The organism is Edaphobacter bradus, assembly GCF_025685645.1.
In the GTDB taxonomy this organism is placed as follows: domain Bacteria; phylum Acidobacteriota; class Terriglobia; order Terriglobales; family Acidobacteriaceae; genus Edaphobacter; species Edaphobacter bradus.
The window spans coordinates 1,078,743-1,100,515 of the sequence record NZ_JAGSYF010000002.1 but is presented as its reverse complement, the minus strand read 5'-3'; the positions used below and the strand labels follow the sequence as shown (position 1 = coordinate 1,100,515).

The window sequence follows — 21,773 nt, the reverse complement described above, 5'->3', positions numbered from 1 at the left end:
TCGCTCATGCCGTCACCACCTCTTCCGCGAGTTGAGCTTCGATCGCGCCGGAGTAGGAGTGGCTCAGCTCCGTCACCAAAACCGAAATGATTGGTTCCCTTTCCCATTTCAATTCGAAAGTCTTTTCTGCCGTCATTCCGATGGGGAGTGCGACGTAGTGCTGTACATCAGCTTCGATCCGACGGATCACCTCGTCAGCATTCTCGGCAGGGCATGTAAGAACAATCGAACCAACCTGTTCTCTAAACAACGCTTCTGTTGCGGTCTCACCGCCGCCATCTGCGTGCAACCAGGCGTCAACTCCAATTCCACTACTGATAGACGCCTTCGCAAGAGCAACTGCAAGGCCACCACTACCGATATCTGTAGCGGAGGAGATAAGTCCCTTATCGGCAAGATCACAGAGCATTTCGTTGCAGTACCTAGCCGCATTCAGGCTAAAGTGCGGCAGTGTTCCATATAGAGGCGCCCCTATAGAACGTGCAAATTCTGAACTCCCAAATTCTTGTGTAGGGTCCTCACCCTGGACATTCGAGAAAGCTACGATGACCCGCTCACCGGGACGTTTAAAGCTAGCCGGCACAGCCTTCGTCACATCATCAATAATCCCAACCACTCCAACCACCGGAGTCGGATAGATCCCCACGCCCTTCGTCTCGTTGTACAGCGAGACATTGCCGCCAGTAATCGGAGTCCCTAGCGCTGTACAGGCCTCGGCGATGCCATCGATCGCCGCCGAGAGCTGCGCCATAATCTCGGGCTTCTCGGGATTGCCGAAGTTCAGGCAGTTGGTCGCGGCCACGGGAGTCGCGCCCGTACACGCGACCTTCCGCGCAGCCTCGGCCACTGCGTGCATCGCGCCGAGCTTGGGGTCGAGATACGTCCAGCGGCCGTTGCCAGCCAGAGCCATCGCCAAACCACGATCGCCTGTACGTTCGCCGATTCCCGGCCCGTCCGTATGGCGGCTCGTGCCCTTGATGCGAATCACGCCGGCTTCGCCGCCCGGGCCCTGCACGGTGTTGGTCTGCACCATCGAGTCGTACTGCTCGTACACCCAGCGCTTGTCGCAGATGTTCGCGCTCGCCAGCAGCTTCTTGAGGTCGGCGGTGTAGTCGCGCGGCTGGGTCAGAGCTTCGAGAACATGCGCTGGAGGATCGAGTGGCACCGGAGCCTTCCACGTGCCTACCGGGCGGTGATAGACCGGAGCGTCGTCCGTCAGGCTCTGGTTGGGAATGTTCGCCACCAGCACGCCGCCCTGCGTAATGCGCATCCTCGGCTCGGCGGTCACGTGGCCCACGATCGAGGCGTCGAGCCCCCACTTCGAGAAGACGTCCAGCACCTCGGTGGCGCGGGCCTTGTCGGCGACCAGCAGCATGCGCTCCTGCGACTCCGAGAGCATGATCTCGTAGCTTGACATGCCGGTCTCGCGCTGCGGTACGCGGTCAAGTTCGACGGTGAGGCCGAGGCCGCCGCGCGCGCCCATCTCGCAGGTCGAGCAGGTGAGGCCAGCCGCGCCCATGTCCTGAATGCCGAGCACCGCGCCCGTGGCCATCGCCTCAAGGCAGGCCTCGAGCAGCAGCTTCTCCATGAAGGGATCGCCCATCTGCACGTTGGGCCGCTTCTGCTCGGAGCCTTCCGTGAACTCCTCGCTGGCCATCGTTGCCCCGTGGATGCCGTCGCGGCCCGTCTTCGCGCCCACGTAGATCACCGGGTTCCCTACGCCGACGGCCTTGGCGTAGAAGATCTCGTCGGTCTTCACCAGCCCAAGCGCGAAAGCGTTCAGCAGCGGATTGCCGGAGTAGCACGGCTCAAAGCGCGTCTCGCCGCCGAGGTTCGGCACGCCAAAGCAGTTGCCGTATCCCGCGACGCCGTGCACTACGCCGGTCGCCACCTGATGGTTCTTCCGCCGCAGAGCCTCATCCGGCTCCGCCTCGTCGAGCGGCCCGAAGCGCAGCGAGTCCATCACGGCCAGCGGACGCGCGTTCATGGTGAAGATGTCGCGCAGGATGCCTCCGACGCCGGTCGCCGCGCCCTGGTAGGGCTCGATGTAGCTGGGGTGATTGTGCGACTCGATCTTGAAGGCGCAGGCCCAGCCATCGCCCACGTCGATGATGCCGGCGTTCTCGCCCGGTCCCTGCACGACGCTTCCCGGCCCAGTCTTGCGCGCACCTTTGGTCGGCAGCCGCTTCAGGTGCACGCGAGAGCTCTTGTAGGAGCAGTGCTCGGACCACATCACCGAAAAGATGCCCAACTCGGTAAGGCTGGGCGTGCGGCCAAGTGCTTCTTCGATGCGCTTGTACTCGTCTGGAGTGATGCTGTGCTGCCTAAGCAGCTCCGGGGTAATGGTCGCTGGGGAGGGTGTGCCGGACAGGGTTTCCGCTTGCAGATTGGCCATGGCTCGCTGTGTTAATTGTCGCATGCATCGAGCCAAAATCAGCTCGCGCGCTAAACCCCTGTGCTTCCAAATCCCTTCGCGCCGCGCGCTGCGACGCCCAACTCCATAACCTCTTCAAAATCAGCCTCGATGCGCTGCACGATACGGAGCTGCGCGATCCTGTCTCCGGGTTTCACAGAGATGGCAACCTCGCCGAGGTTCGTCACCACCACGCGAACCTCCCCACGATAGCCGGGATCGATCACACCGGCGAGCGTCGTCACGCCGCGCATCGCCAGTCCGGAGCGGTCCTCCACCAGCGCGCCGTGCGTCGGCGGAAACTCCAGCGCCACGCCGGTCGAAACCGCCACGGTCGCTCCCGGCTCAATCACAATCGTTTCAGCCGCATACAGATCGGCGGCCAGATCGCCGTAGGCTCCCACGTGCGCGTAGCGCGGCAACTGCGCCTCCGGCTTCAACTTCAATACCTTGATCGGAACTCCCATGCTGCAACACCCTCACAATCAGAAAATCTCAACCGATCATCTCCATCCCAACAGCTAAAATCAAATCACGATGTTCGAACGCCTTTCTACCCCAGCGAGCAAGCTCGCCAGGGGCCCCGTTTGGCACTGGATGAAGGCTGAAAACGCCCGCGCTGAGGGTGATCCCCGTGCACCATGGCGCCTCTTCTGGGTCGCGTTTCTCATCCGGGTCGCTTACATGACGCTGGCCCACACCTACCGGGTCCGCCCCTTGGACGACCACTTCCACTTCGCCTGGGAGGCTGGCCGCATCGCCCGCTCGGTCGTCACCGGACACGGCTATGGAAGCCCCTTCGCCACTGCTTGGCTCCCCTATACCGGCCCCACTGCCTGGGTTCCACCCGTCTACCCTCTGCTCATCGCTGTCGTCTTCAAGCTCTTCGGCGTCTACACCAGCGCCTCAGCGTGGATGCTGCTCGCCATCAACTGCGCCTTCTCTGCAGCCACCGCACTGGCCGTCTGGGAGATAGCCTTTCGCTGCTTCTCGCGGACAAATGCCGTATGGTCCGGCTGGCTCTGGGCCCTCTACCCCGCGGCCATGCAGTATGCCGTCCGCTGGTTCTGGGAGATGAGCCTCACCACGTTCCTCTTTGCTGCCGTCCTCGTTCTCACCCTTCGCATGCGCGGTGTCAACGCCAACGCGGAGTCTCCACGTATCGAAGAAAACTCCAGTCAAACGCGCCAGTGGCTCCTCTTCGGCCTGCTTTGGGGAGTTATTGCACTCACCACCTCGACGCTGCTGCTGTTCCTTCCTGTTTGTGGCCTCTGGATTCTCATCGGCACCCGGCATCGCCCCCACGCGCTGCGTAATGCTGTCTTCGCAGGCATCGTCTGTCTCGCATGCCTCACTCCGTGGGAGCTGCGCAACTACAAGGTCTTCCACGCCTTCATTCCGATTCGCGGCAATCTCGGGGTCGAGACTTACCTCGGCAACGGTCCAGGCTCCAACGGCTTCGTCATGGCCTATGACCACCCCACGTTTGCCCCCGACCAACTCCGCCTCTACGCCTCCATGGGCGAGGTGCGCTATGCAAAGTTTCGTGGCGACCTCGCACGCGCATACATCCGCGCTTGTCCCGCACACTTCCTCGCGAATACGCTCAAGCGCATCTACTTTTTCTGGGTGAGCGTTCCGTCGGACGCACGGTGGGCGCTCGAGCTGCCGCGCGTGATCAGCTACAGCTTTATCAGCCTCGCCGGTCTGCTCGGCCTTGCGCTCGCGCTCTATCGCCGCGTGCCGGCCTCCGGTCTCTTTGCCTGGATTTTTTTTCTGCTTCCCATCCCTTATTACACCGTCTTTGTGCAGGCCCGCTTCCGTCACCCGCTTGAGCCTGTTATTACTGTCCTCGCCGTCTATCTCTTTCAGTCGGCCACACCGCGCCACGCGCAGGCGCAAAACGTATGACCCAGCCCACCAGAAACGTCCTCGTCACCGGAGGCTCCGGCTTCTTCGGCGGAGTCCTCAAGCGCCGCCTCCTCACCGAGGGCTACGCCGTCACCAACATCGATCTCGTCGCCGACTCCGACTCCCACCCCGCGCTCACCAGCGTCCAGGGCGATATCCGCGACACCGCGCTCCTCAACGATCTCTTCGCGAGAGGCAACTTTTCCGCAGTCTTCCACTGCGCCGCGCTTCTCGCCCACGACACTATCAACGAGAACGATCTCTGGACCTCCAACGTCGACGGCACCCGCAACCTCGCCCTCGCCTGCCACGTCCACAAGGTCCATCAGATGGTCTTCACCTCCACCAACTGCCTCTGGGCCTCGAACCTCGGCCACGAGGTCAGGGAAGATGAGCCTCCCAATCCGGTCGAGCTCTACGGCCGCTCCAAATTAGCCGCCGAGCACGTCCTCAAAGAGTGCCAACACGGCCTTAACGTCATCATCATCCGCTGCCCCACCATCATCGACAGCGGCCGTCTCGGCCTGCTCGCCATCCTCTTCGAGTTCATCCAGGACAACAAGAAGGTCTGGGTCGTCGGCTCGGGCTCGAACCGCTACCAGTTCATCTACGCGCAGGATCTCGCCACCGCCTGCATCCAGGCCATGGACTACCCGCACTCCGACCTCTTCCACATCGGCTCCGAGAACGTCTGCTCGCTCCGCGAGGTCTACGAGGCGGTCATCCGCGACGCCGGCACGCGCGCCCGCGTCGCCCAACTCCCCAAGGCGCCGACCATCGCCGCCATGAAGCTCGCGCACAAGCTCGGCGTCTCACCGCTCGGCCCCTATCACTACCGTATGATCGCCGAGGATTTCATCTTCGACACCACGCGCATCCGCGAGCGTCTCGGCTGGCGCCCCACCCTGACCAACCAGCAGATGATGATCGAGGCCTACCGCTACTACGCCGCGCAGCGCAAAGAGATCCACGCTCGCAAGGACGTCTCCGCCCACTCCAAGCCGGCGTCGATGGGAATCATTCGCCTGCTCAAGTGGTTCTCTTAGCGTCGCTTATCTAAGTTTAGGGCGACTTTTCCACAAAGATGGTAAACTGGTACCTGATCGTAGAATCCGATCTGGTGTTCTTCCTTGTTCTGGCACGTCCTGCTCTACACGCGAACAATCCCACATTGAGTTCAGCGGTACATCAACAAGCAGTCAAGGAAATATGTCATGGAACAAGGTACAGTAAAGTGGTTCAACGATGCGAAGGGCTTTGGGTTTCTGAGCCGCGCTACAGGCGATGATGTGTTCGTTCATCACACCGCCATCCAGGGCAACGGCTTCAAAACCCTCCAGGAAGGTCAGGCCGTAGAGTTCAACGTCGTGAAGGGCCCCAAGGGCTGGCAGGCTGAGAACGTCAAGGCCCTCTAACAAAGTTTTATGTATCGGAAAAGGGCGTGCCTCATGGCCGCCCTTTTTGTCTCCCCGGAAAGACGGAACGCGACTCGGTTGCATTCCGCTTCCTCCTTCAACTCACGCCCAGATCCCTAGAGGTTCTTTATGTCCACTATGACGCCCGGTAGATACCAACTGAAGTCCCTCCACGAGGAGATCGATCTCTTCGACCGCAAGCTGGCGCACCTGCTCAAGTACGAAACCTTCCCCTCCGATGCGGAGCGCGACATCGCCGCAGGCAAGATGGCCGCCAAGCGCGAATTGCTCGTACGCAAGGCGCAACAGATGGCCGACGACGGCATTGAGTTCAACCAATCCGAGCTCCCGAAATCCCTTCGCTCCGAGGGGACAACCGACACGCAGGGGAATCCCCCATCCGCGCGAAAGAGCGCTGCGAGATCTCTCCCGGCGCATGCTTCGCCTTACGCCGGAACTTCCCTTGACTGCGGGCCAGAGCTCGAGGCTTACAAGCAGAGCAAGGCAAAGCGTAAAACGCGGGCCTCCTGATCGACAAAGGACGTCTCCGCAGAGCATCACCGCTGGTTCATCTTCGCCGCGCGATAGCCCTTGGGCAGCGCCGAACGCAAGATGACCAGGCGCAGAGAGCCACGCCGCCCCATCACGCGCTGCGATCGAGATAGGGATTGAGCCGCCCGGTCAGCATCAGGCCGAGCATGCGGAAGTCCCCCAGGAACGACCACAGCGGATGCCCAAACGTCGCTGGCTTGTTGCCTTCAATCAGGAAGTGCCCCGTCCAGGCAAATCCATACGCAACAACCGGCGACAGAAGCGCATACCACGGATGATGCGTAGCGAAGGCCGCGATGACGACGACGATCCCGCTCACCGTTCCGATGGCATGCAGCAGGCGATTCCCCGGGTGGCTATGCTGCCGCACGTAGAAGCGAAAGAAGCTGTCAAAATTTGGAAATTCCGAAGATTCACTCATGCGGCTGGAAGTTTATGCCCGCATAACGGGGCTGGCAAGGACATTGGCCGAGAATCCAGCGACCGGCGGATCACTGCGCGTTCATCTTAACAACTCGATAAATCCGCAGGCGGCTCAAACAGCTTGAAAACGGCGCGCATGAAATGAGACTCGCGAAGCTCGGGTGAATACAGCCGACTTCCCGGTACTTATCCGAATCGGTGAGGGCATCGGCGATTTCTCGCTCAGATTGAAATGTCCGTGTTGCCGACCATTCGCCCACGATTTCGGCTAAAGCGTTGGGTGATTTTGAACTTGTTCCCGATTGGAGCTGTTAGCATGCACGCATGAATCGACGAGATTTTGTCACCACTGTGTCTCTGGGTTTGGCGACACGTCTGCCAGTTTTTGCCGAATACGGCGTAGGCGATGTCGAAGCGGGTAGCCCCAACGCGAATGTTACTGGTCCAACCTCCAGTCGGACGACAAGTCCTAGTGGCCGGCTGGAATTTGCGTCGGCGTTGGAAGCTGCAGAGGCGGTTCGCAAAAAGCACATTTCGTCATTCGAGCTGACGCAACAAACCTTCGCGCGGATCGACAAATTCAATCCACAACTGAATGCATTTGCGTATCAGCTTCGCGAAGACGCGCTCGCGCGGGCGAAGCAAGCGGATGAAGCGCAGGCAGGCGGGAAATCGCTCGGCGTCCTTCACGGCGTGCCGGTTCACGTGAAGGAAAGCTTTGCGGTGGCGGGGCGTCCTTGCACTTGGGGGATTCCGGCGCTGAAAGACTCCAAGGCTCCGAGCGACTCGGAGGTGGTGACGCGGTTCCGGGGCGCGGGGGCCGTGCTGATTGGGGCGACGAATGTTCCGATCGCGCTGGGCGATTGGCAAAGCTACAACCAGATTTATGGCACAACGAACAACCCGTGGGATTTGAAGCGATCGCCGGGAGGATCGTCGGGCGGGACGGCCTCGGCGCTGGCGGCAGGCCTCGGATACCTGAGTGTGGGCAGCGACATTGGGGGATCAATCCGCGTGCCAGCGCATTTCTGCGGTCTGTACGCGCACAAGCCGACGCTGGACCTAGTAGACATGCAGGGCCATTTGCCTGGCGGGCAGCACCAAAATCCAGGTTTCTCGACTCTGCTTGCCGTGGGCGGGCCGCTGGCGCGCAGCGCGGAGGATTTACTGGCGGCGTTGCGCTTTCTGGGCGGTCCGGCGGACTACTCCGCGAAAGCGTGGAAATGGGAACTGCCCGCAGCGCGACACGAAAGTTTGCGGGAATTTAGGGTCGGCTACGTGCTGGACGATCCATATTGTCCCGTAACTCCGGAAACAAAAGCAGTACTGGAGAATACGATCCAGAAACTTGAGAAAGCGGGTGCCACGCTGAAACGCGGCTGGCCCGCAGGATTCAAGATTGAAGAGCTGAACCGGAATTACAGGTTCCACCTGGATGCGTTCATGTTCAGCGCTGAGACGGCAGAGCAGCAAGAGGCGGAGCGGAAAGAGGCAGCGGCGAGCGGTAAAGTAGTGCCGGGCCTGGCGAGCTTTGCCGACTGGCAACAGCAAAACTTCCGGCGGCTGGGATATCGCGCGCAGTGGCAGAGTTATTTCGATGAGGTCGACGTGTTCCTCTTACCCGTGGCCTTCACCACGGCGTTTGAGCATGACCACAGCGAACCGCAGGACAAGCGCAAAATTGCGACGGTGGATGGCCCGCGTGACTACGCCGATATGTTGCGTTGGATCGCGCCCGCTACGCTGACAGGATGTCCGGCCACGATAGCACCGGTCGGGCATGGCGAGGGCGGCTTGCCCATCGGCCTGCAAATCATGGGACCGTATTGGGAAGACGCCACGCCGATTGTCTTTGCGAAGCTGCTGGCGCAGGTACTGGGCGGATTTGTAGCACCCTCCGGTTACGAGGGGTAGGGCACGGTAGCGATACACGGCCGACCAGCGGCGCTGGTACGGAACGGGCCGATAGTCCGTCCAGTTGATCCGGAATTCCCCTCCCCCGGTTTTTGCCCTTCGCCGATTGCGGGCGGTTAACCGGCAAACCGGAACATTCGACCTCAATTGACGACTTCAGGGCTATTGCAACCTCTCGCAGAGTCAATACAAGCCGACTTATCGTTCCTGCGAGCGCGATTCTCCTTGTTCGTCACTCGACCTGGCCAAGTCGCCCGGGATTCTATGTGCAAAGAGGCGCTTGTACTCGAAGAACATGGCGGTGCGCCAGGCGACGATCATGCCGAAGGCAAGAATGAAGAACAACCCTGCGGTCTGCTGCACGGAGATGATCTTACCGACGTAGTCGCGCGCCAGGTAGCGGACGGCGAATAGGATGAGCACGACCATGAAGAAGACCTTGGATCGGTGCATCATGACCGTGTCCTGTTTGAGGACGAGCCGCGAGGTGCGGATGAGCGGGTAGGAGAGCACTAGGGCGCCGATGAGGAAGGCTGCGAGCGCCCAGGCGAGAGGAACGCGGAAACCCGATACGACAAACATCGAGAAACCGGTGGCCATGCCTAGGGGCGGAAAGACGATGGTCTTGAGCGTGACCTGCCGGCTCCCCTCGCGAAGCCGCCACACCAGCACACCAATGAGGCCCAGCAGAGCAACAACCGCCGAGGAACCTGGAGCGAATATCATCATTTCCATTTTACGGTGGGCCGTGGCCAACGATGGTGACGGAGACGAAAACGGGCTGGGGGATTTTCGTTTAGCGGTCGGTAGAGATAAGCCGACTTCCGAGTTCGATTTTCCGAGCCTCAGAGCATCGACCAGTGGATAGAGAAGCCGTGACTCGGAGAGCACCGCTTGCGCCTTATCGTGCGCCAGCAATCCACAATTCACAGGAGCCCTGTGGATTACAGCAACTCCTCTAAGGCCGTGCGAGTATTGCTTCGACGAGTCTCTTTATTTCGGCCAGCGCCTCCCTCAGCAGGTTGTTTTCGACGCCAAGCCGAGTTGCCAGCATGGAATTTCCCTCTTGAAGCTGTTTGAGCCTCTCGATCTCCTCCAGGGCGGCGCGGAGCTTGGATCGCAATTGTTCGACTTCCTGGGGAGCAACATCGGCACGGATGATGTCACCCGCATAAGGAAACTCCTCAAATGGCTTCCGCTCTCGCTTCGGCTCCTCTCGCGTGAGGGGTTCAAACTGCTTGCAATAGCATTTCCACCAACTGCACACGATGGCTGCATGCTGCGATTTGCGATGACCGCACTTGCAAAGCTCTTCGCTCACTTGCTTTCCTCCCAGTGCGTCCAGGGAGTGCACCATGATGGTCCCACGAGCCTTCCGCAGATGCAAGGCGCACCTTCGCAGGGGCCGACCACAGTTGCAACTGCGATTCAGAGAGCATATCCAATGGGCCGAAGGTCATAACCAGCTTGGTCAAGTGGGGGCATTCATCCGCGCATTGCCCGAAGACAAGTGGGTCCATTTGGGAGAGGTATAGATGCACGAAAGCCGCGGCGGTAGAGTGGCTGTCGGGGAGGATACATGGACGACCTGAACTACTTGGACTTGAGCAAACTGACGCCTGAGCAGGTAGCCGGGGCGAAGCTTCTGGCGTATCGGGCCGCGAGTTGGGCCATCGACAATGCGATTACGAAGTTTACCCCGGAGCAACAGGCGAAGATTCACGCGGCGGCGTTCCGAAGTTTTTTAGAGAAGACACTGGCAGAGGGTTTGGCGCGATCGTTGGCGTATCACCGGCAATACGGAAGTAACCCCGAAATGTCCGTATTGCCGACAATACGGACATTACTCAACAAGCGCGTTTCTGAGGACTGATCTGACATATGTCTCACTAGTCGGCTGTCGAAACCAGCGGATGAGAATTGTCAGGCCGAAGTAGAAGATCTGCTCATATCAGGCTGACTCTTTCGGAAAATCTCGCTGCACCCCGGATCCCATGGGAAACGATGCGCTTTATCGGGCCAGAAGAGTTGAAGAGCCGGAAAATCGGAGCTTTCGTAGAACCACATAGTCCACGTTAGGGTCTCCCTATATCGCAGTGGATTGACCCGTCGGAATACGCAGGAATAGTCCTCCAATAGGTCGTGTGATTGGTCACCGTCGCCATACCGCATTCCACCGCTCACCCGCTTGCCGATGTCATTAATCAATCGATGCATTATGTCCGGTGGTAGCCCGAAAATAATGATCTCGGGGTGTTGATATCGTTCATATAGACCAAACGAGTAAGCGAAGCCTGGACCCTCACTGTCCTCGGCAATTTTATTAACAAACCAACCTGTAGCCTCCAACCTTTGGAGCACATCTCTCTCGTGCTCGGTCAAACCGGGATCAGTACTGTGCCGTGTCATTTATCGATGATAGACGTCATGCCACATAGCGATCCCATATGTATGTCCGGAAACTGCCCCGATTAGTCCGGTGAAGTCGGCTTATGGGAAGTGATGCTTGCCGTATGACCGGCAAACCGGAAGTTTCGACCTCAACCTCTCGCAGAATCGGTAAGGACAAACGCGCTTCGCTTCACCGATCTCGGCCAACGGTTCTGAGGTAAATGCCAGTGCACTCATCGAAGGAGAGCCACAATCTATCCCAAAGGAGGCATCTCTCCGCCCGATCACTGTCCGTTCATCTTCACAACACGGTAATCCGCAGGCGGCTCGAACAGCTTCGGATCGGGTTCGCTCTCGTTGATATTGCTCACCACAAAGTTCTGCTTCTGCGCGCCAAATCGCGGATCGAACCGCTTCGTGATGATGTTGATCTGCAGCCGCGGCGAGTACCAGAACTCTTTCACGATCGGCTCAGTCTTTTGATTCCCGACCACACCCGCGTTGAGAGTCGTGACCTCGCGCGAGCCAACCACATCAAGGTCATCGATCATTCTCTTCCCCAGATCCTCGCGCGTCACCGATCCTCCGCCATTCGGCAGTGGCCCGGCAGGCTCCATCCTCACCGACTCCGGTGCATAGTACCGAGAGACATAGCACGTCTTCTCCTGCGTCCTGCAGGTATAGATCTCGTGCCGGCTGGGGTCGGAGTAGTCGAGCTGTACGATAGACGTCGCCACCTTGTCGCCGTTTGGAGCAAAGAACCGCCGCTCCTCAAAGATGCGCCCGGAGCTGTCGCGAGCTACCGTCCGGTGATTCCAGTTCGTCTGCGAACTTCCATCGCTCAGTATCTTCGTCAGCTCTGTCGTTACCGTCGCCGTGAACGGCGCATTCGTCGTAGGCAAGATGATCGTCAGAGTCTGGATTCTCTCCCTCGTTCCGCCATCCAGGGCATGCATCGTTGACTGATCCTGCGCCCCCGCCATGCAGCACGCAATTCCCGCGGTGCAAAGAACTCCAAAGACCAACCCAGACACCAAAGGCAGCCGCATCCTAGCTCCTCGTGTAGATCCCAAACAGTCTGCCACGAAAATGTCGGTGTGAGATGAACATTTAGTTCGATTTATCCTTCCACCGGATTTGGCGCAATGCGTCGACGACACCCTGCAGGCTAATCCTGCTTCCATCCATCCCCATGCGTTCAACAGCCCATGTGAGGTATTCGATGATCTCCGCGTCACTCCCACCAGTGGTCAGCAACTCAAAGACGTGACCGATGTAGCCGTCATATTCGTCGCGAGGCCACTCTGGGTCATCCATGACACGTATTGGGTCCCACACCTCAACGAAGACCCTACGAATCTCAACACGCACTTTGCGCGACTCTTCTTTGGCGATGATCGGGTAGCGAACGCCCATCGGCGCATTCTACGGTAGCCCCGTCAACTTCGCCTGCTACTAGGCCGCGTAGCTGCAGCGCGCTGCCGCAATCTCATTGCGGACAGACAGGGGACATGCCGAAAAACCTGTCAAGCCCTCCAGACACGATTCCCACAGCACCAAAACTCGCAACCCCATCCAGGCCATCAACTTACAGCCGGAAAATCTTTCGTCGGCAAGTGGCAGAGTAGTTTCCATCCATTCGGTAAAATAAATACAGCAGAAGACAAAAGAGCCCGGCCGAGCGCCGGGCTTTCGCTTTTAGTGCAGAACCACGGTTACCGCGTTACGCCTGTAATCGTGTGACCGCGCCAACGGCGCGTCCAATACCAGCATGGGAGAAACCCATGGAAAGGCAGGTCAGAGAACGAGGGCTGAAAGCCCGCACTATTCGGCTTCAGACTCTATCCCCTGTTTCACCGCCACGTAAACCATTTTATTCGAATACTTTGCGCATCGGAATGCCGGATTTCCCATGCTTTTCGGTGTCTGGCAGTCCAATTGCGCCCGAAGTCCGAACCTAAAGTATCTGTTTTGAATATTTTGCACCAAAACAGGGGGAGGGGGGGTACAACCTATCACGCCAACCCGGTAGACTCCGCCTGCTCCTGCGCATGGTAGCTCGACCGCACCAGCGGCCCCGACTCCACATGCTTGAAGCCCATGCCCAGCGCTTCGTGCTTGAGGAAGGCGAACTCGTCCGGCGTGTAGTACCGCATCATCGGCAGATGGTCGCGTGAAGGCCGCAGGTACTGCCCGATGGTCAGGATGTCGACACGGCGATCTGCCAGGTCGCGAAACACGGAGAGCAGTTCGTGGATCTCCTCGCCCATCCCCACGATGATGCCCGTCTTGGTGACAATCTCTTCGCCTGTCTCGGCGGCGATCTCCTTGGCGTGCTCCAGAAACCGCAGCGACCTCTCATACCGGCCGCCCGACTTCGCCACGCGATACAGCCGGGGCACCGTCTCGATGTTGTGGTTCAGGATCTCCGGCCTCGCCGCGACCACAAGCCGCAGCGACTCCTCATTCCCCTGGAAGTCGGGGGTGAGAATCTCCACCCTGCAGCCCGGAGCCTGCAGCCGAATCTCCTCGACCACCTTCACGAACGCCTGCGCCGCACCAACATTGTCGTCGTCGCGATTCACGCTGGTGATGACCGCGTGGTGCAGCCCGAGCTGCGCGACGGCGTAGGCCACGCGCCGGGGCTCATCAAAATCAATCGGCTCCGGCTTGCCCTTGGGAACCGCGCAGAATCCGCACCGCCGCGTGCAGAGGTTGCCGAGCATCATGAAGGTCGCGGCCTTCTGGTTCCAGCACTCTCCAATGTTCGGGCACTGCGCGCTCTCGCACACGGTATGGAGGTTCAGCTCCCGCGCCATCTTCTTCAGGCTGTGAAAGGTTTCGCCCATGGGGGCCTTCGCCTTCAGCCATGCAGGCTTCGGCGCGGGCTTCCTCGGCGTAAGGTCGATCTGGACAAGCTCTTCCTGTATCGTTGCCACCGGCGGAGTCATCCCTTTCATTGTACCTGCCTGTCCGCCGTTTCCCCCCGAAATGGCCGCTAATCGAAGCTCACCGTCTTGCGGCGGATTCCATCATCGCAGCCGCTCACGCACCTCAGTCCTCACCAGGTAGAGGAAGAAGACCAGCGCGAACAGAGCCTGCACCAAAAACGGAAAGATGTGCAGCTTCGCAAAGACAAAGAAGTTCCCGAGGCTCAGCGTGAGGCACCCGGCCAGCACCAGCGCCCATCCCCAGCGCCTAAGCCGCAGCAGCCCGAAGATTCCCGCGGCGAACAGCGTGCAGATCGCCAGCACGCCATACTTCCCGCCGCCTGTGCCGAACTGCCCCCGCAGCGCGGCAAAGGCGTTCACCATCGTCATCACCAGCAGGAACAGGCAGATGCCCGCGACTCCGGGCAACATGCCATGCGCGCGCGCTTCCAGTTTTTTGATCTCGTCTGAATTACTCATTGGGTCGCTCATAACGTATGCAGATACCTCAGCAGATCGTCCAGGTCCTGCTGGTCAATCGTATTCCCCATTGCCGGCATCAGTCCGTGGCCGTGCTGAATCGTGTCCGTGACGCGCTCGTCGTTTGCAGGTGCGCCGCTGTGCAGATACTGCTTCTTGTAGATCCCAATCAGCGGAGGCCCGTTCAGCGGAGCGTCCTGACGGTCGTTATGGCAGCGCGCGCACTGCGTCTGAAACACCGCATGACCATGCATCTGCTGCGCATTCAGCTCCGACAGCGGAGTTGGCGGAGGCACACGCCTACATCCCGCCATCAGCGTCACGGCCATAGCGGCCAGCAAAATCCTCGATATCCTCACAACTTCTATTCTCGCATCTCGCGACTGAGGCCCCGAGGCGTCAGTTCGCCGCCGCAATGGCCGCCACGATCTTGTCCATCGCCTCGCGGTCGGCGCTCGACGCGGGAGTGTGGTTCCCCACCATGATCGAGAAGATCACCGTCTTCCCGCTCGCGCAGTCGAGATAGCCGCTCAGCGCGCGCGCCTCGCCCAGCGTCCCCGTCTTCGCAAAGACATGGTCTTTCAACGGAGCCTTGCCGAACCGCTCCACCAGCGAGCCGTCCTCGCCGCCTATGGGCAGCGAGCGGCGCCAGTCGGCGAACCACGGCTGCGTCGTCGCGTACTGCAGCAACCGCACCGTCGCCCGGGGAGCCACCAGATCGTGACCGCTCAGGCCTGAGCCGTCGAAGAAGACGAAGTCATCCTTGTCGATGCCCGCATGCTCGAGAAACGCCCGCACCACGCGCGCTCCGCCGACCGTCGAACCATCGCTCAGCACTGCGGCGCCTGCGTTATGCAGGAACATCTCTGCGTGGAGATTCTGACTGACCTTGTTCGTCACCACGACGTCTTCGATCAGCGTCGGCGAGGTGTGCCGCGCCAGCACGCTCGTCCCTTGCTCCGCCGGCCTCTGCGGCGCGTAAGTCTTCGACCAGTCCATCGTTGCCAGCGGCTCATGCGAAGCTTGCATGAACCCCGTCGAATCCGTCGAGATGCGGTGCCGCGCCCGCGCTACGCCCGTCACCACAATCCCACGTGCCTCCAGCATCGACTTCAGAGCGGCAGCCGCGTACTCCGCCGGATCGATGATCGCGACTTCCTCCTCATCCGGCTGCGCGTCCACTGCAATCGACCCGTAGATCCGCAGCACCTTCGAGCCCATCGCGCGCTGCATGTCCACGTGGCTGCCGCTCTTGGCCGCGCCGGTCACCAGCGCCGTTGTGTCGATGGTGTAGTACGGCGCAATCGGATCGATCGTCACTGTCGGCGGCTTGCCCGGCGCGTCTCCCGGCGTCACAGTCACCTTGATCTGGTTATCGTTGATCGACAGCGCGGAGATGGGCGCTCCGTATCCCCACACCGTGTCGTCGATCGACCAGTCCTGCGGATAAGGCTCCCACGGAAACAGCGTGTCGTCTCCCACCACATCGCCGTTCACGACCTTCAGGCCCGTCTTCGCGACCTGATCGGCCATCTCGTCCAGATACCGCAGCGCAGGCGGCCCCAGCGGAGGAGTCTGTCCCGGAGCCAGCTTCGGCCGCATCGACGGCGGAACATAAGGAATCTCGCGCCCCGAGAGGTTCGCATCGCCCGAGCCCACCAGCACGACGTCGCCGGTGAGCTTGGTCGCTCCGTTGAAGACGCCTCGCGCAACGATCTTCGTCTCAAAGGTCGTGTTCGCGCCGAGCAGTGCGAGCGCAGTCGCCGTCGTGAACATCTTCGCGTTACTCGCCGGCTGAAAGAGCTGGCCCTCGTTCAGCGAGTAGATCGGCGTGCCGTCTATTGCCGTCACGTCGATTCCCCAGTGCGCTCGCGCCACCTGCGGGTCGTCCAGCAGGGCCGCGATCTGCTTCGCCATCTCGGAGCACGGCGCGCTGCTGCCAGCCTTGCCCTTCGCACCAGTGCATCCTGTTTCCTGAGCGCGCGCTACGCCTGAACACACCACCAGCAACGCCACCGCAAACCGCATCCATCTCGCCATATCCGCGCAGTCTAGCAGGTTGTCAGTTGCCAGGTGTCAGGTGGTGCGTGGCGGCCGGACAACTAACAACCTGTAACTGACAACCTGCAACTCCAACTAGAATTCCTGCATGCCGTTTCTGCCTCGCCCGAGCTACGACTGGCATCTCCGCTCCCGAACTCTCGCTCTCGGGCAGCGGACGATCATCATGGGCATCCTCAACGTCACGCCCGACTCGTTCTCCGACGGCGGCTACTTCTACTCGGCCGAGAACGCCCCCGAACGCGCTCTGGCGCACGCCATCCGGCTGCTCGACGAGGGAGCGCAGATCCTCGACATCGGCGGCGAGACGACTCGGCCCAATGCCACTCCACTCACCGCGAACGAAGAGCAGGCGCGCATCCTGCCCGTCATCGAAGCCATCCTCGCGCACCGCCCCGAGGTGATCCTCTCGGTCGACACCTACCACGCGGCAACGGCGAAGCGCGCCGTTGAGGCGGGAGTCGAGATCGTCAACGATGTCAGCGGGTTCCTCTGGGACACGGAGATGGCCGCGACCTGTGCGGCGCTGCGCTGCGGCCTCGTGCTGATGCACACGCGCGGAAGGCCGCAGGAGTGGCGCGAGTTGCCTCCGCTGGCTCCGCAGGCCGTCGTGCCGATGGTGCTGAACGACCTGGCGCAGCGGCTCGATGAGGCGACGTCCGCAGGCATCGCGCGCAACCGCATCGTGCTCGATCCCGGGGTCGGCTTCGGCAAGCTCCTCGACGAGAACTATCCACTGCTCTCGCACTTCGACGAGCTGCAGGAGCTCGGCCTGCCGCTGCTGCTCGGGGCCTCGCGCAAGGGCTTCCTCGCGCACACGATCGCGTCGCTGCATGGCCAGGGGCCACCAGCCCAGGAGCCGCCCGCAGTCGACGCGCGGCTGCATGCAACCATCGCCGCAAGCGTCGCCGCGATCCTCAACGGAGCACACATCGTGCGCGTGCATGACGTGCTGGCTGCGGCTGAGGCTGCCGCCGTGGCCGATCGCATCCTCTCGCTGCTCTGACCAACGCGCGCGTCGATTGGCGCGACGCGCGCGAATCGGGTACAAGGGTTGAGAGGAATGTCTGGTACACGACTGAGATGAAGATTCTCACCTCCGCAGAGATGGGGGCGGCCGACCGGCGGACCGCCGAGGAGTTTGGCGTTCCGCTGAATACGCTGATGGATAACGCCGGCTCAGCGGTGGCGACGTTCTGCCTGGCGGAGTATCCGGCGGCGCGGCGCGTTGTCGCGTTGTGCGGCAAGGGAAACAACGGCGGCGATGGCTTCGTCGCAGCGCGGCTGCTGGCGGCGAAGGGACGCGACGTTACAGTTGTGCTGCTGGGGCGCGCCGCCGAGGTAAAGGCAGGAGAAGCCGCTACGGCTCTCGATCGGCTGAGGTACGAGGCTTCGAAGGTCGCTCTGCTTGAGATCGAGGACGCCTCTGAACTCGCACCACTGCTCGACGACTGCGATCTGCTCATCGACGCTGTCGTCGGTACGGGCTTTCAGCCGCCGCTGCGCGGGCTTGCCGCTGCGGCGCGCGATGTTGTGAACCGCACGTCTGTGCCCGTCGTTGCGGTCGATCTGCCCTCGGGTTGGGACGCTGACTCGATGGAGCAGAGCGCAGAGGGCGCCTATCGCGCCGATGCCGTCGCCACATTCACGGCTCCGAAGATGGCTCACGTCTTTGGACACTTGACGAGCGCGACGTTTGGGCCGGTCGTCGTCGCTCCGATTGGCTCGCCGGAGGCGGCGGTGCAGTCGGGCTCGGGGCTCACGTGGGCGGGCTCGTCGAAGGCAGTTGTGGAGCGGCCTCGCGATGTGGACGCCAACAAAGGCCGCTTCGGCCATGTGCTCATCGTCGGCGGAAGCTACGGGACAGCCGGCGCGCCTTCGATGGCGTCGCTGGCGGCGATGCGGACCGGCGCGGGACTGGTGACGGCTGCGGTTCCGGACAGCATCGTCGGGCTGGTCGGCGGGGTCGCGCCGGAGCTGATGGTTCGCCCGCTGCTGCAGGGGCCCGAAGGTGCGGTCTCGCTGAGGAATCTCGCGGGCGACAGGCTCGCGGCGCTGCTGGAGCGTATGACCGTCGTTGCGGTTGGGCCGGGGCTCTCGCAGAAGGGCGAGGCTTCGGCGGTGGCGCGCGAGCTGGTGGCAAAGACGCGCGTGCCGATGGTGCTCGACGCCGACGCGCTGAACGCCTTCGCCGGGCGCGCCGAGCTGCTCGACGGCGCGGGGCGCGTGCTGGTGCTGACTCCGCATCCGGGCGAGATGGCGCGGCTCGCCGGGCTGACCGTCAAGGAGGTCGAGGCCGACCGCATCGGGCTTGCGCGCCGGTTTGCTACGGCGCACAAGGTCACGCTGGTGCTCAAGGGCTGGCGAACGCTGATCGCGCATCCCGACGGCAGCATCGCCGTGAATACGACGGGGAATCCAGCGATGGCGAAGGGCGGCAGCGGCGACATCCTGACCGGCATCGTCGCGGCGATGCTGGCGCAGTATCCCGATGACGTTGCCCGCGCGGTGGAGACGGCGGTCTACCTGCACGGTCTCGCGGGTGATTTCGCCGCGCAGGCGATGGATGAACATACCGTTCTCGCGACAGACACAGTGCGCCATCTTTCGGATGCGTTCCGCTCTCGCGTGACCGACGCGAATCGGCTCACGTGGATCACAGGACTTCGGATCGCAGGACTTCGGATCGCAGGGCTTCGGAGCGTGGGGCTGCGCGCATGAGCGTCACGCCGAGCTTTACTCGCGAAAAGCGGTTTCGCACGCGGTCGGTTTCAGGGACGCTGGCGCTGGGCCAGACGATCGCCGAGATTCTGTCGCCTCCGCCGAAGCTGGTCGTGCTGCGCGGCGATGTGGGCGCAGGCAAGACGACGCTGGTGAAGGGCATCGCTGCGGCGCTCGGCGCGGCCCAGGAGGAGGACGTGACCAGCCCGACCTTCACGCTCGTCCACGAGTATGCCGGGCCGAAGGTGCGGGTCTATCACCTCGATCTCTACCGGCTGGAGACCGAGAAGGAACTCGCTACGCTCGGCATTGAGGAGATGGAGTCCCAACCCGACGCGCTGGTTCTGGTCGAGTGGGGCGAGCGCTTCGAGAGCATCGTCAGCCGCGCCGACGCCGAGATCGCCATGGAGCACGGCGAGGGCAATGAGCGGCTGCTGATGGTCCGGTGGCGGTAGGTACCCCCACCCCTCCAGTTTTCCGTCAAAATCTTCATTCTATTGGCTTTAGGCTTGGACTTCGACTGCAAAATATTCTATCTAAACGACTTACCGGCAAAGTATTAAAAGTAAATGGGTTATTTAGGTAAGAGAGGAGAGCCCCGGTGTTGGCCGGGGCACTTTCCTTTTTCTCACTGGTTCTATTTTAGCGGATCAGGGGAAACTACTCTGCCACGGCGATGTGGCTTGTTTTGTTTGGGTTGGCTGGTTTGGGGACTTGACAGGATTCTATGACCTCCGCTGAAGGCCTGATGCGGATAGATTCATGCTGGCGGTATCGCAGATTTCGGGGAAGAGACTGACTTATGCAGAGTTGACCGGCAAGGTGTCGGAAACGGAAGTTTTCTAACGTTCGCCTATCGAAGAACGGATTTTGGATGATGCGGCAGAACCGAGGGAAGAGGAGCCTTTAGACAGCCTCTTCCCACTCTCTTTGTGCGCACCAATGCGCGCCTGCATCTCGCTCTTTGACACCTTGAGAATATCCCGCACCGCTGCAGTGAAGCGCGCAAACTCGGGGGTATCAGGAGGAGTTTTCATTTTATGCAGCGGGTGAGATAACGAACGAATCAGTTATGGAATGCGCTCCCAGTGCTCCGAGCAGCTGTAGGTCATCGTTCCGATCAACAGATGGATGAGCCTGCAACCAACTGCTGATCTCAGGCCGACGAAGGTCTGGTAACCTCTCCTTGAAAAACAACGGAAGCTCGTCGTGTAATGACTCGCCGCTCTTCTGCGGCAGCCCAGGAAGCGGAGAAAGATTCATCTCTTGAAACGCATCCAAGTAACGAAACGAATACTTCCGATCAACCTTCTTCAACTCTGCGACGACCCTGCCATCGTAGGAAACGAGGAGCGTGGGTGGCGGCGTTTTGTACGACATTTTGGACCTTGATGCCCACGGATTAAGCATTGTTTCCCTCCTTTATGAGATGCTCTAAAGCTTGTTGGCGAACCAGCAATAACCGCACAATCAGGCGAGCCCGGCGCTTTGTGAACACACGTCGAAACGGGTGTTGACGTAACAGGTGGCCTGCCGTGCGTTCTATATCGACACGTATCTTTGTGTAGGCACGCAATGTCACCTCTTTATGCTGCGAGAGGAGGTAGCGTATCAGGTCTACATGCGTGCATTTGCCTTTTTGTCCTACCGATTTTGGTAGCCCAATGCGCGGATGCGACTTTAGGACGTACCGCTGAAAGTCCCCCTCGTTGGACTCCAGTATTTCTAGACTATCATCAGTCTTGTCCCATAAAAGGGCTCTCGCTGAGTCGTAAAGTGGAGCAAATTTATATTCGGCAGGTAGCGTAGCGGTCCGTAGAACCCCCCAATTTCGAGGATGACGGTCCATTGCACCTGTAAGAGCGTCGAACACGAGCATTTCCACTAGCGATGCAAACACGGTATCGGCATATTTATCGCACACTTGATAGATCATGTCTCGGACAAAATCGATGTCGTAGATGCCCTGTTGCCGGGAAGCGGTGTTAATCCGCTCAAGCTCAAACTGATCTGCAAGTCCAATTTCCTGTACTAAGAGGCTTCCGTGCAACAATTGATCGGCTGGATCTGTTCTAAACGAACGACTTACGAAGTGAAGACTCTCGTCCAGTTTGGCTATACCGCTATGGGCCATGCCGAACCCTAACAACATTCCTAGTTGATTATTGAAGAGTTCCGTATAGGTTTCTATATGCCCATTTTTATGGGCAAATTTGGCTATATAAGCTCCTTCAGGACTTCCGTCCTTTGACAGAAAGCATTTGGTAGCTGCCCCCGCCATGCTCATCACATGCTCGCCACTTGCCTGATAGCCCTGAAATCTTCGTGGTAAGCCCCAGGTTGCACCCCTCCGCCCAACCCGAACAAAGCGAGTAGGAAGTCCCTGGCGATAGGGGGACATCATCTCTTTTTTGGTCATGGGGCCAAGCTGCGTCAGGCCGTTCACTTGCAATGACACGTCCGTGTAATCTCTCTCGAACCTTTGGGTTAGCTAGTGCGAGGAGCATATCAGTCGGTGCGCTTTGGTGCATCAAGTATGTTTGTACCCGGCGATGTGGCTTG

The 21,773-nt window shown here is 60.3% G+C and carries 23 protein-coding genes; 9 read left to right on the top strand and 14 right to left on the bottom strand.

Going from position 1 to position 21,773, the window contains the following annotated elements:
- Positions 1-4: 4 nt before the first annotated feature.
- Together purL and dut are read right to left on the bottom strand one after the other, a co-directional pair.
- A complete protein-coding gene (gene purL, locus OHL16_RS10705; RefSeq protein ID WP_263367114.1) occupies positions 5-2,395 on the bottom strand; it encodes a phosphoribosylformylglycinamidine synthase subunit PurL in 2,391 nt (796 codons plus the stop codon).
- Between the two features lie 50 nt (positions 2,396-2,445).
- Entirely contained in the window at positions 2,446-2,880 is a 435-nt protein-coding gene (gene dut, locus OHL16_RS10700; RefSeq protein WP_263367113.1) for a dUTP diphosphatase, read from the bottom strand.
- A gap of 70 nt (positions 2,881-2,950) precedes the next feature.
- Between dut and OHL16_RS10695 the strand changes: the two genes are divergently transcribed.
- The 4 genes from OHL16_RS10695 to OHL16_RS10680 all read left to right on the top strand — a co-directional run bounded on the left by OHL16_RS10695 (position 2,951) and on the right by OHL16_RS10680 (position 6,270).
- Positions 2,951-4,324 carry an ArnT family glycosyltransferase gene (locus tag OHL16_RS10695; protein WP_263367112.1) on the top strand — a complete coding sequence of 458 codons (1,374 nt, stop codon included), beginning with the start codon at positions 2,951-2,953 and terminating at the stop codon, positions 4,322-4,324.
- The gene (locus tag OHL16_RS10690) at positions 4,321-5,370 is read left to right on the top strand and encodes an NAD-dependent epimerase/dehydratase family protein (protein ID WP_263367111.1); all 1,050 of its coding nucleotides are present in this window, start codon (positions 4,321-4,323) and stop codon (positions 5,368-5,370) included. The genes OHL16_RS10695 and OHL16_RS10690 overlap by 4 nt, the downstream gene beginning before the upstream one ends.
- Before the next feature lie 168 nt (positions 5,371-5,538).
- Positions 5,539-5,739, top strand: a complete 201-nt coding sequence (locus tag OHL16_RS10685) for a cold-shock protein (protein ID WP_263367110.1) — start codon at positions 5,539-5,541, stop codon at positions 5,737-5,739.
- Between the two features lie 129 nt (positions 5,740-5,868).
- Positions 5,869-6,270: a hypothetical protein gene (locus tag OHL16_RS10680; RefSeq protein WP_263367109.1), complete on the top strand. Its 402-nt coding sequence runs from the start codon at positions 5,869-5,871 to the stop codon at positions 6,268-6,270.
- Between the two features lie 112 nt (positions 6,271-6,382).
- Here the strand turns inward: OHL16_RS10680 and OHL16_RS10675 are convergent, their stop codons facing one another.
- Entirely contained in the window at positions 6,383-6,712 is a 330-nt protein-coding gene (locus OHL16_RS10675; RefSeq protein ID WP_263367108.1) for a DUF962 domain-containing protein, read from the bottom strand.
- 326 nt (positions 6,713-7,038) lie between these two features.
- On the opposite strand from OHL16_RS10675, the gene OHL16_RS10670 reads away from it, so the two are divergent.
- Entirely contained in the window at positions 7,039-8,628 is a 1,590-nt protein-coding gene (locus tag OHL16_RS10670) for an amidase (protein WP_263367107.1), read from the top strand.
- Between the two features lie 198 nt (positions 8,629-8,826).
- Here the strand turns inward: OHL16_RS10670 and OHL16_RS10665 are convergent, their stop codons facing one another.
- Positions 8,827-9,357: a CcdC family protein gene (locus OHL16_RS10665; protein ID WP_263367106.1), complete on the bottom strand. Its 531-nt coding sequence runs from the start codon at positions 9,355-9,357 to the stop codon at positions 8,827-8,829.
- Positions 9,358-9,586: 229 nt separating this feature from the next.
- Complete coding sequence (locus OHL16_RS10660) at positions 9,587-9,751, bottom strand: hypothetical protein (protein ID WP_263367105.1); 165 nt, start codon at positions 9,749-9,751, stop codon at positions 9,587-9,589.
- A gap of 456 nt (positions 9,752-10,207) precedes the next feature.
- Between OHL16_RS10660 and OHL16_RS10655 the strand changes: the two genes are divergently transcribed.
- Positions 10,208-10,501 carry a hypothetical protein gene (locus OHL16_RS10655; RefSeq protein ID WP_263367104.1) on the top strand — a complete coding sequence of 98 codons (294 nt, stop codon included), beginning with the start codon at positions 10,208-10,210 and terminating at the stop codon, positions 10,499-10,501.
- Between the two features lie 50 nt (positions 10,502-10,551).
- Here the strand turns inward: OHL16_RS10655 and OHL16_RS20305 are convergent, their stop codons facing one another.
- The 7 genes from OHL16_RS20305 to dacB all read right to left on the bottom strand — a co-directional run bounded on the left by OHL16_RS20305 (position 10,552) and on the right by dacB (position 16,457).
- Entirely contained in the window at positions 10,552-11,037 is a 486-nt protein-coding gene (locus OHL16_RS20305) for a DUF4262 domain-containing protein (protein WP_396127172.1), read from the bottom strand.
- Between the two features lie 266 nt (positions 11,038-11,303).
- Positions 11,304-12,068, bottom strand: coding sequence for a hypothetical protein (locus OHL16_RS10650; protein ID WP_263367103.1), 765 nt, complete (start codon positions 12,066-12,068; stop codon positions 11,304-11,306).
- 61 nt (positions 12,069-12,129) lie between these two features.
- Positions 12,130-12,435 carry a hypothetical protein gene (locus OHL16_RS10645; protein ID WP_263367102.1) on the bottom strand — a complete coding sequence of 102 codons (306 nt, stop codon included), beginning with the start codon at positions 12,433-12,435 and terminating at the stop codon, positions 12,130-12,132.
- Between the two features lie 599 nt (positions 12,436-13,034).
- The gene (gene lipA, locus OHL16_RS10640; RefSeq protein WP_263367449.1) at positions 13,035-13,970 is read right to left on the bottom strand and encodes a lipoyl synthase; all 936 of its coding nucleotides are present in this window, start codon (positions 13,968-13,970) and stop codon (positions 13,035-13,037) included.
- 81 nt (positions 13,971-14,051) lie between these two features.
- Positions 14,052-14,429 carry a hypothetical protein gene (locus OHL16_RS10635; protein WP_263367101.1) on the bottom strand — a complete coding sequence of 126 codons (378 nt, stop codon included), beginning with the start codon at positions 14,427-14,429 and terminating at the stop codon, positions 14,052-14,054.
- 8 nt (positions 14,430-14,437) lie between these two features.
- On the bottom strand, positions 14,438-14,770 hold the full coding sequence (locus OHL16_RS10630; protein WP_263367100.1) for a c-type cytochrome: 333 nt from the start codon (positions 14,768-14,770) through the stop codon (positions 14,438-14,440).
- Positions 14,771-14,828: 58 nt separating this feature from the next.
- Positions 14,829-16,457 carry a D-alanyl-D-alanine carboxypeptidase/D-alanyl-D-alanine endopeptidase gene (dacB, locus tag OHL16_RS10625; protein WP_263367099.1) on the bottom strand — a complete coding sequence of 543 codons (1,629 nt, stop codon included), beginning with the start codon at positions 16,455-16,457 and terminating at the stop codon, positions 14,829-14,831.
- A 121-nt stretch (positions 16,458-16,578) separates the two neighbouring features.
- Between dacB and folP the strand changes: the two genes are divergently transcribed.
- The 3 genes from folP to tsaE all read left to right on the top strand — a co-directional run bounded on the left by folP (position 16,579) and on the right by tsaE (position 19,666).
- Positions 16,579-17,496, top strand: a complete 918-nt coding sequence (folP, locus tag OHL16_RS10620) for a dihydropteroate synthase (protein ID WP_263367098.1) — start codon at positions 16,579-16,581, stop codon at positions 17,494-17,496.
- 77 nt (positions 17,497-17,573) lie between these two features.
- The gene (locus OHL16_RS10615) at positions 17,574-19,211 is read left to right on the top strand and encodes an NAD(P)H-hydrate dehydratase (protein WP_263367097.1); all 1,638 of its coding nucleotides are present in this window, start codon (positions 17,574-17,576) and stop codon (positions 19,209-19,211) included.
- Positions 19,208-19,666, top strand: coding sequence for a tRNA (adenosine(37)-N6)-threonylcarbamoyltransferase complex ATPase subunit type 1 TsaE (tsaE, locus tag OHL16_RS10610; protein ID WP_263367096.1), 459 nt, complete (start codon positions 19,208-19,210; stop codon positions 19,664-19,666). Before OHL16_RS10615 ends, tsaE begins: the two co-directional genes overlap by 4 nt.
- 583 nt (positions 19,667-20,249) lie before the next feature.
- Here the strand turns inward: tsaE and OHL16_RS20300 are convergent.
- Both OHL16_RS20300 and OHL16_RS10605 read right to left on the bottom strand, forming a co-directional pair.
- Positions 20,250-20,591, bottom strand: a complete 342-nt coding sequence (locus OHL16_RS20300; protein ID WP_396127191.1) for a HipA N-terminal domain-containing protein — start codon at positions 20,589-20,591, stop codon at positions 20,250-20,252.
- 22 nt (positions 20,592-20,613) lie between these two features.
- Complete coding sequence (locus OHL16_RS10605) at positions 20,614-21,630, bottom strand: HipA domain-containing protein (RefSeq protein WP_263367095.1); 1,017 nt, start codon at positions 21,628-21,630, stop codon at positions 20,614-20,616.
- Positions 21,631-21,773 lie beyond the last annotated feature (143 nt).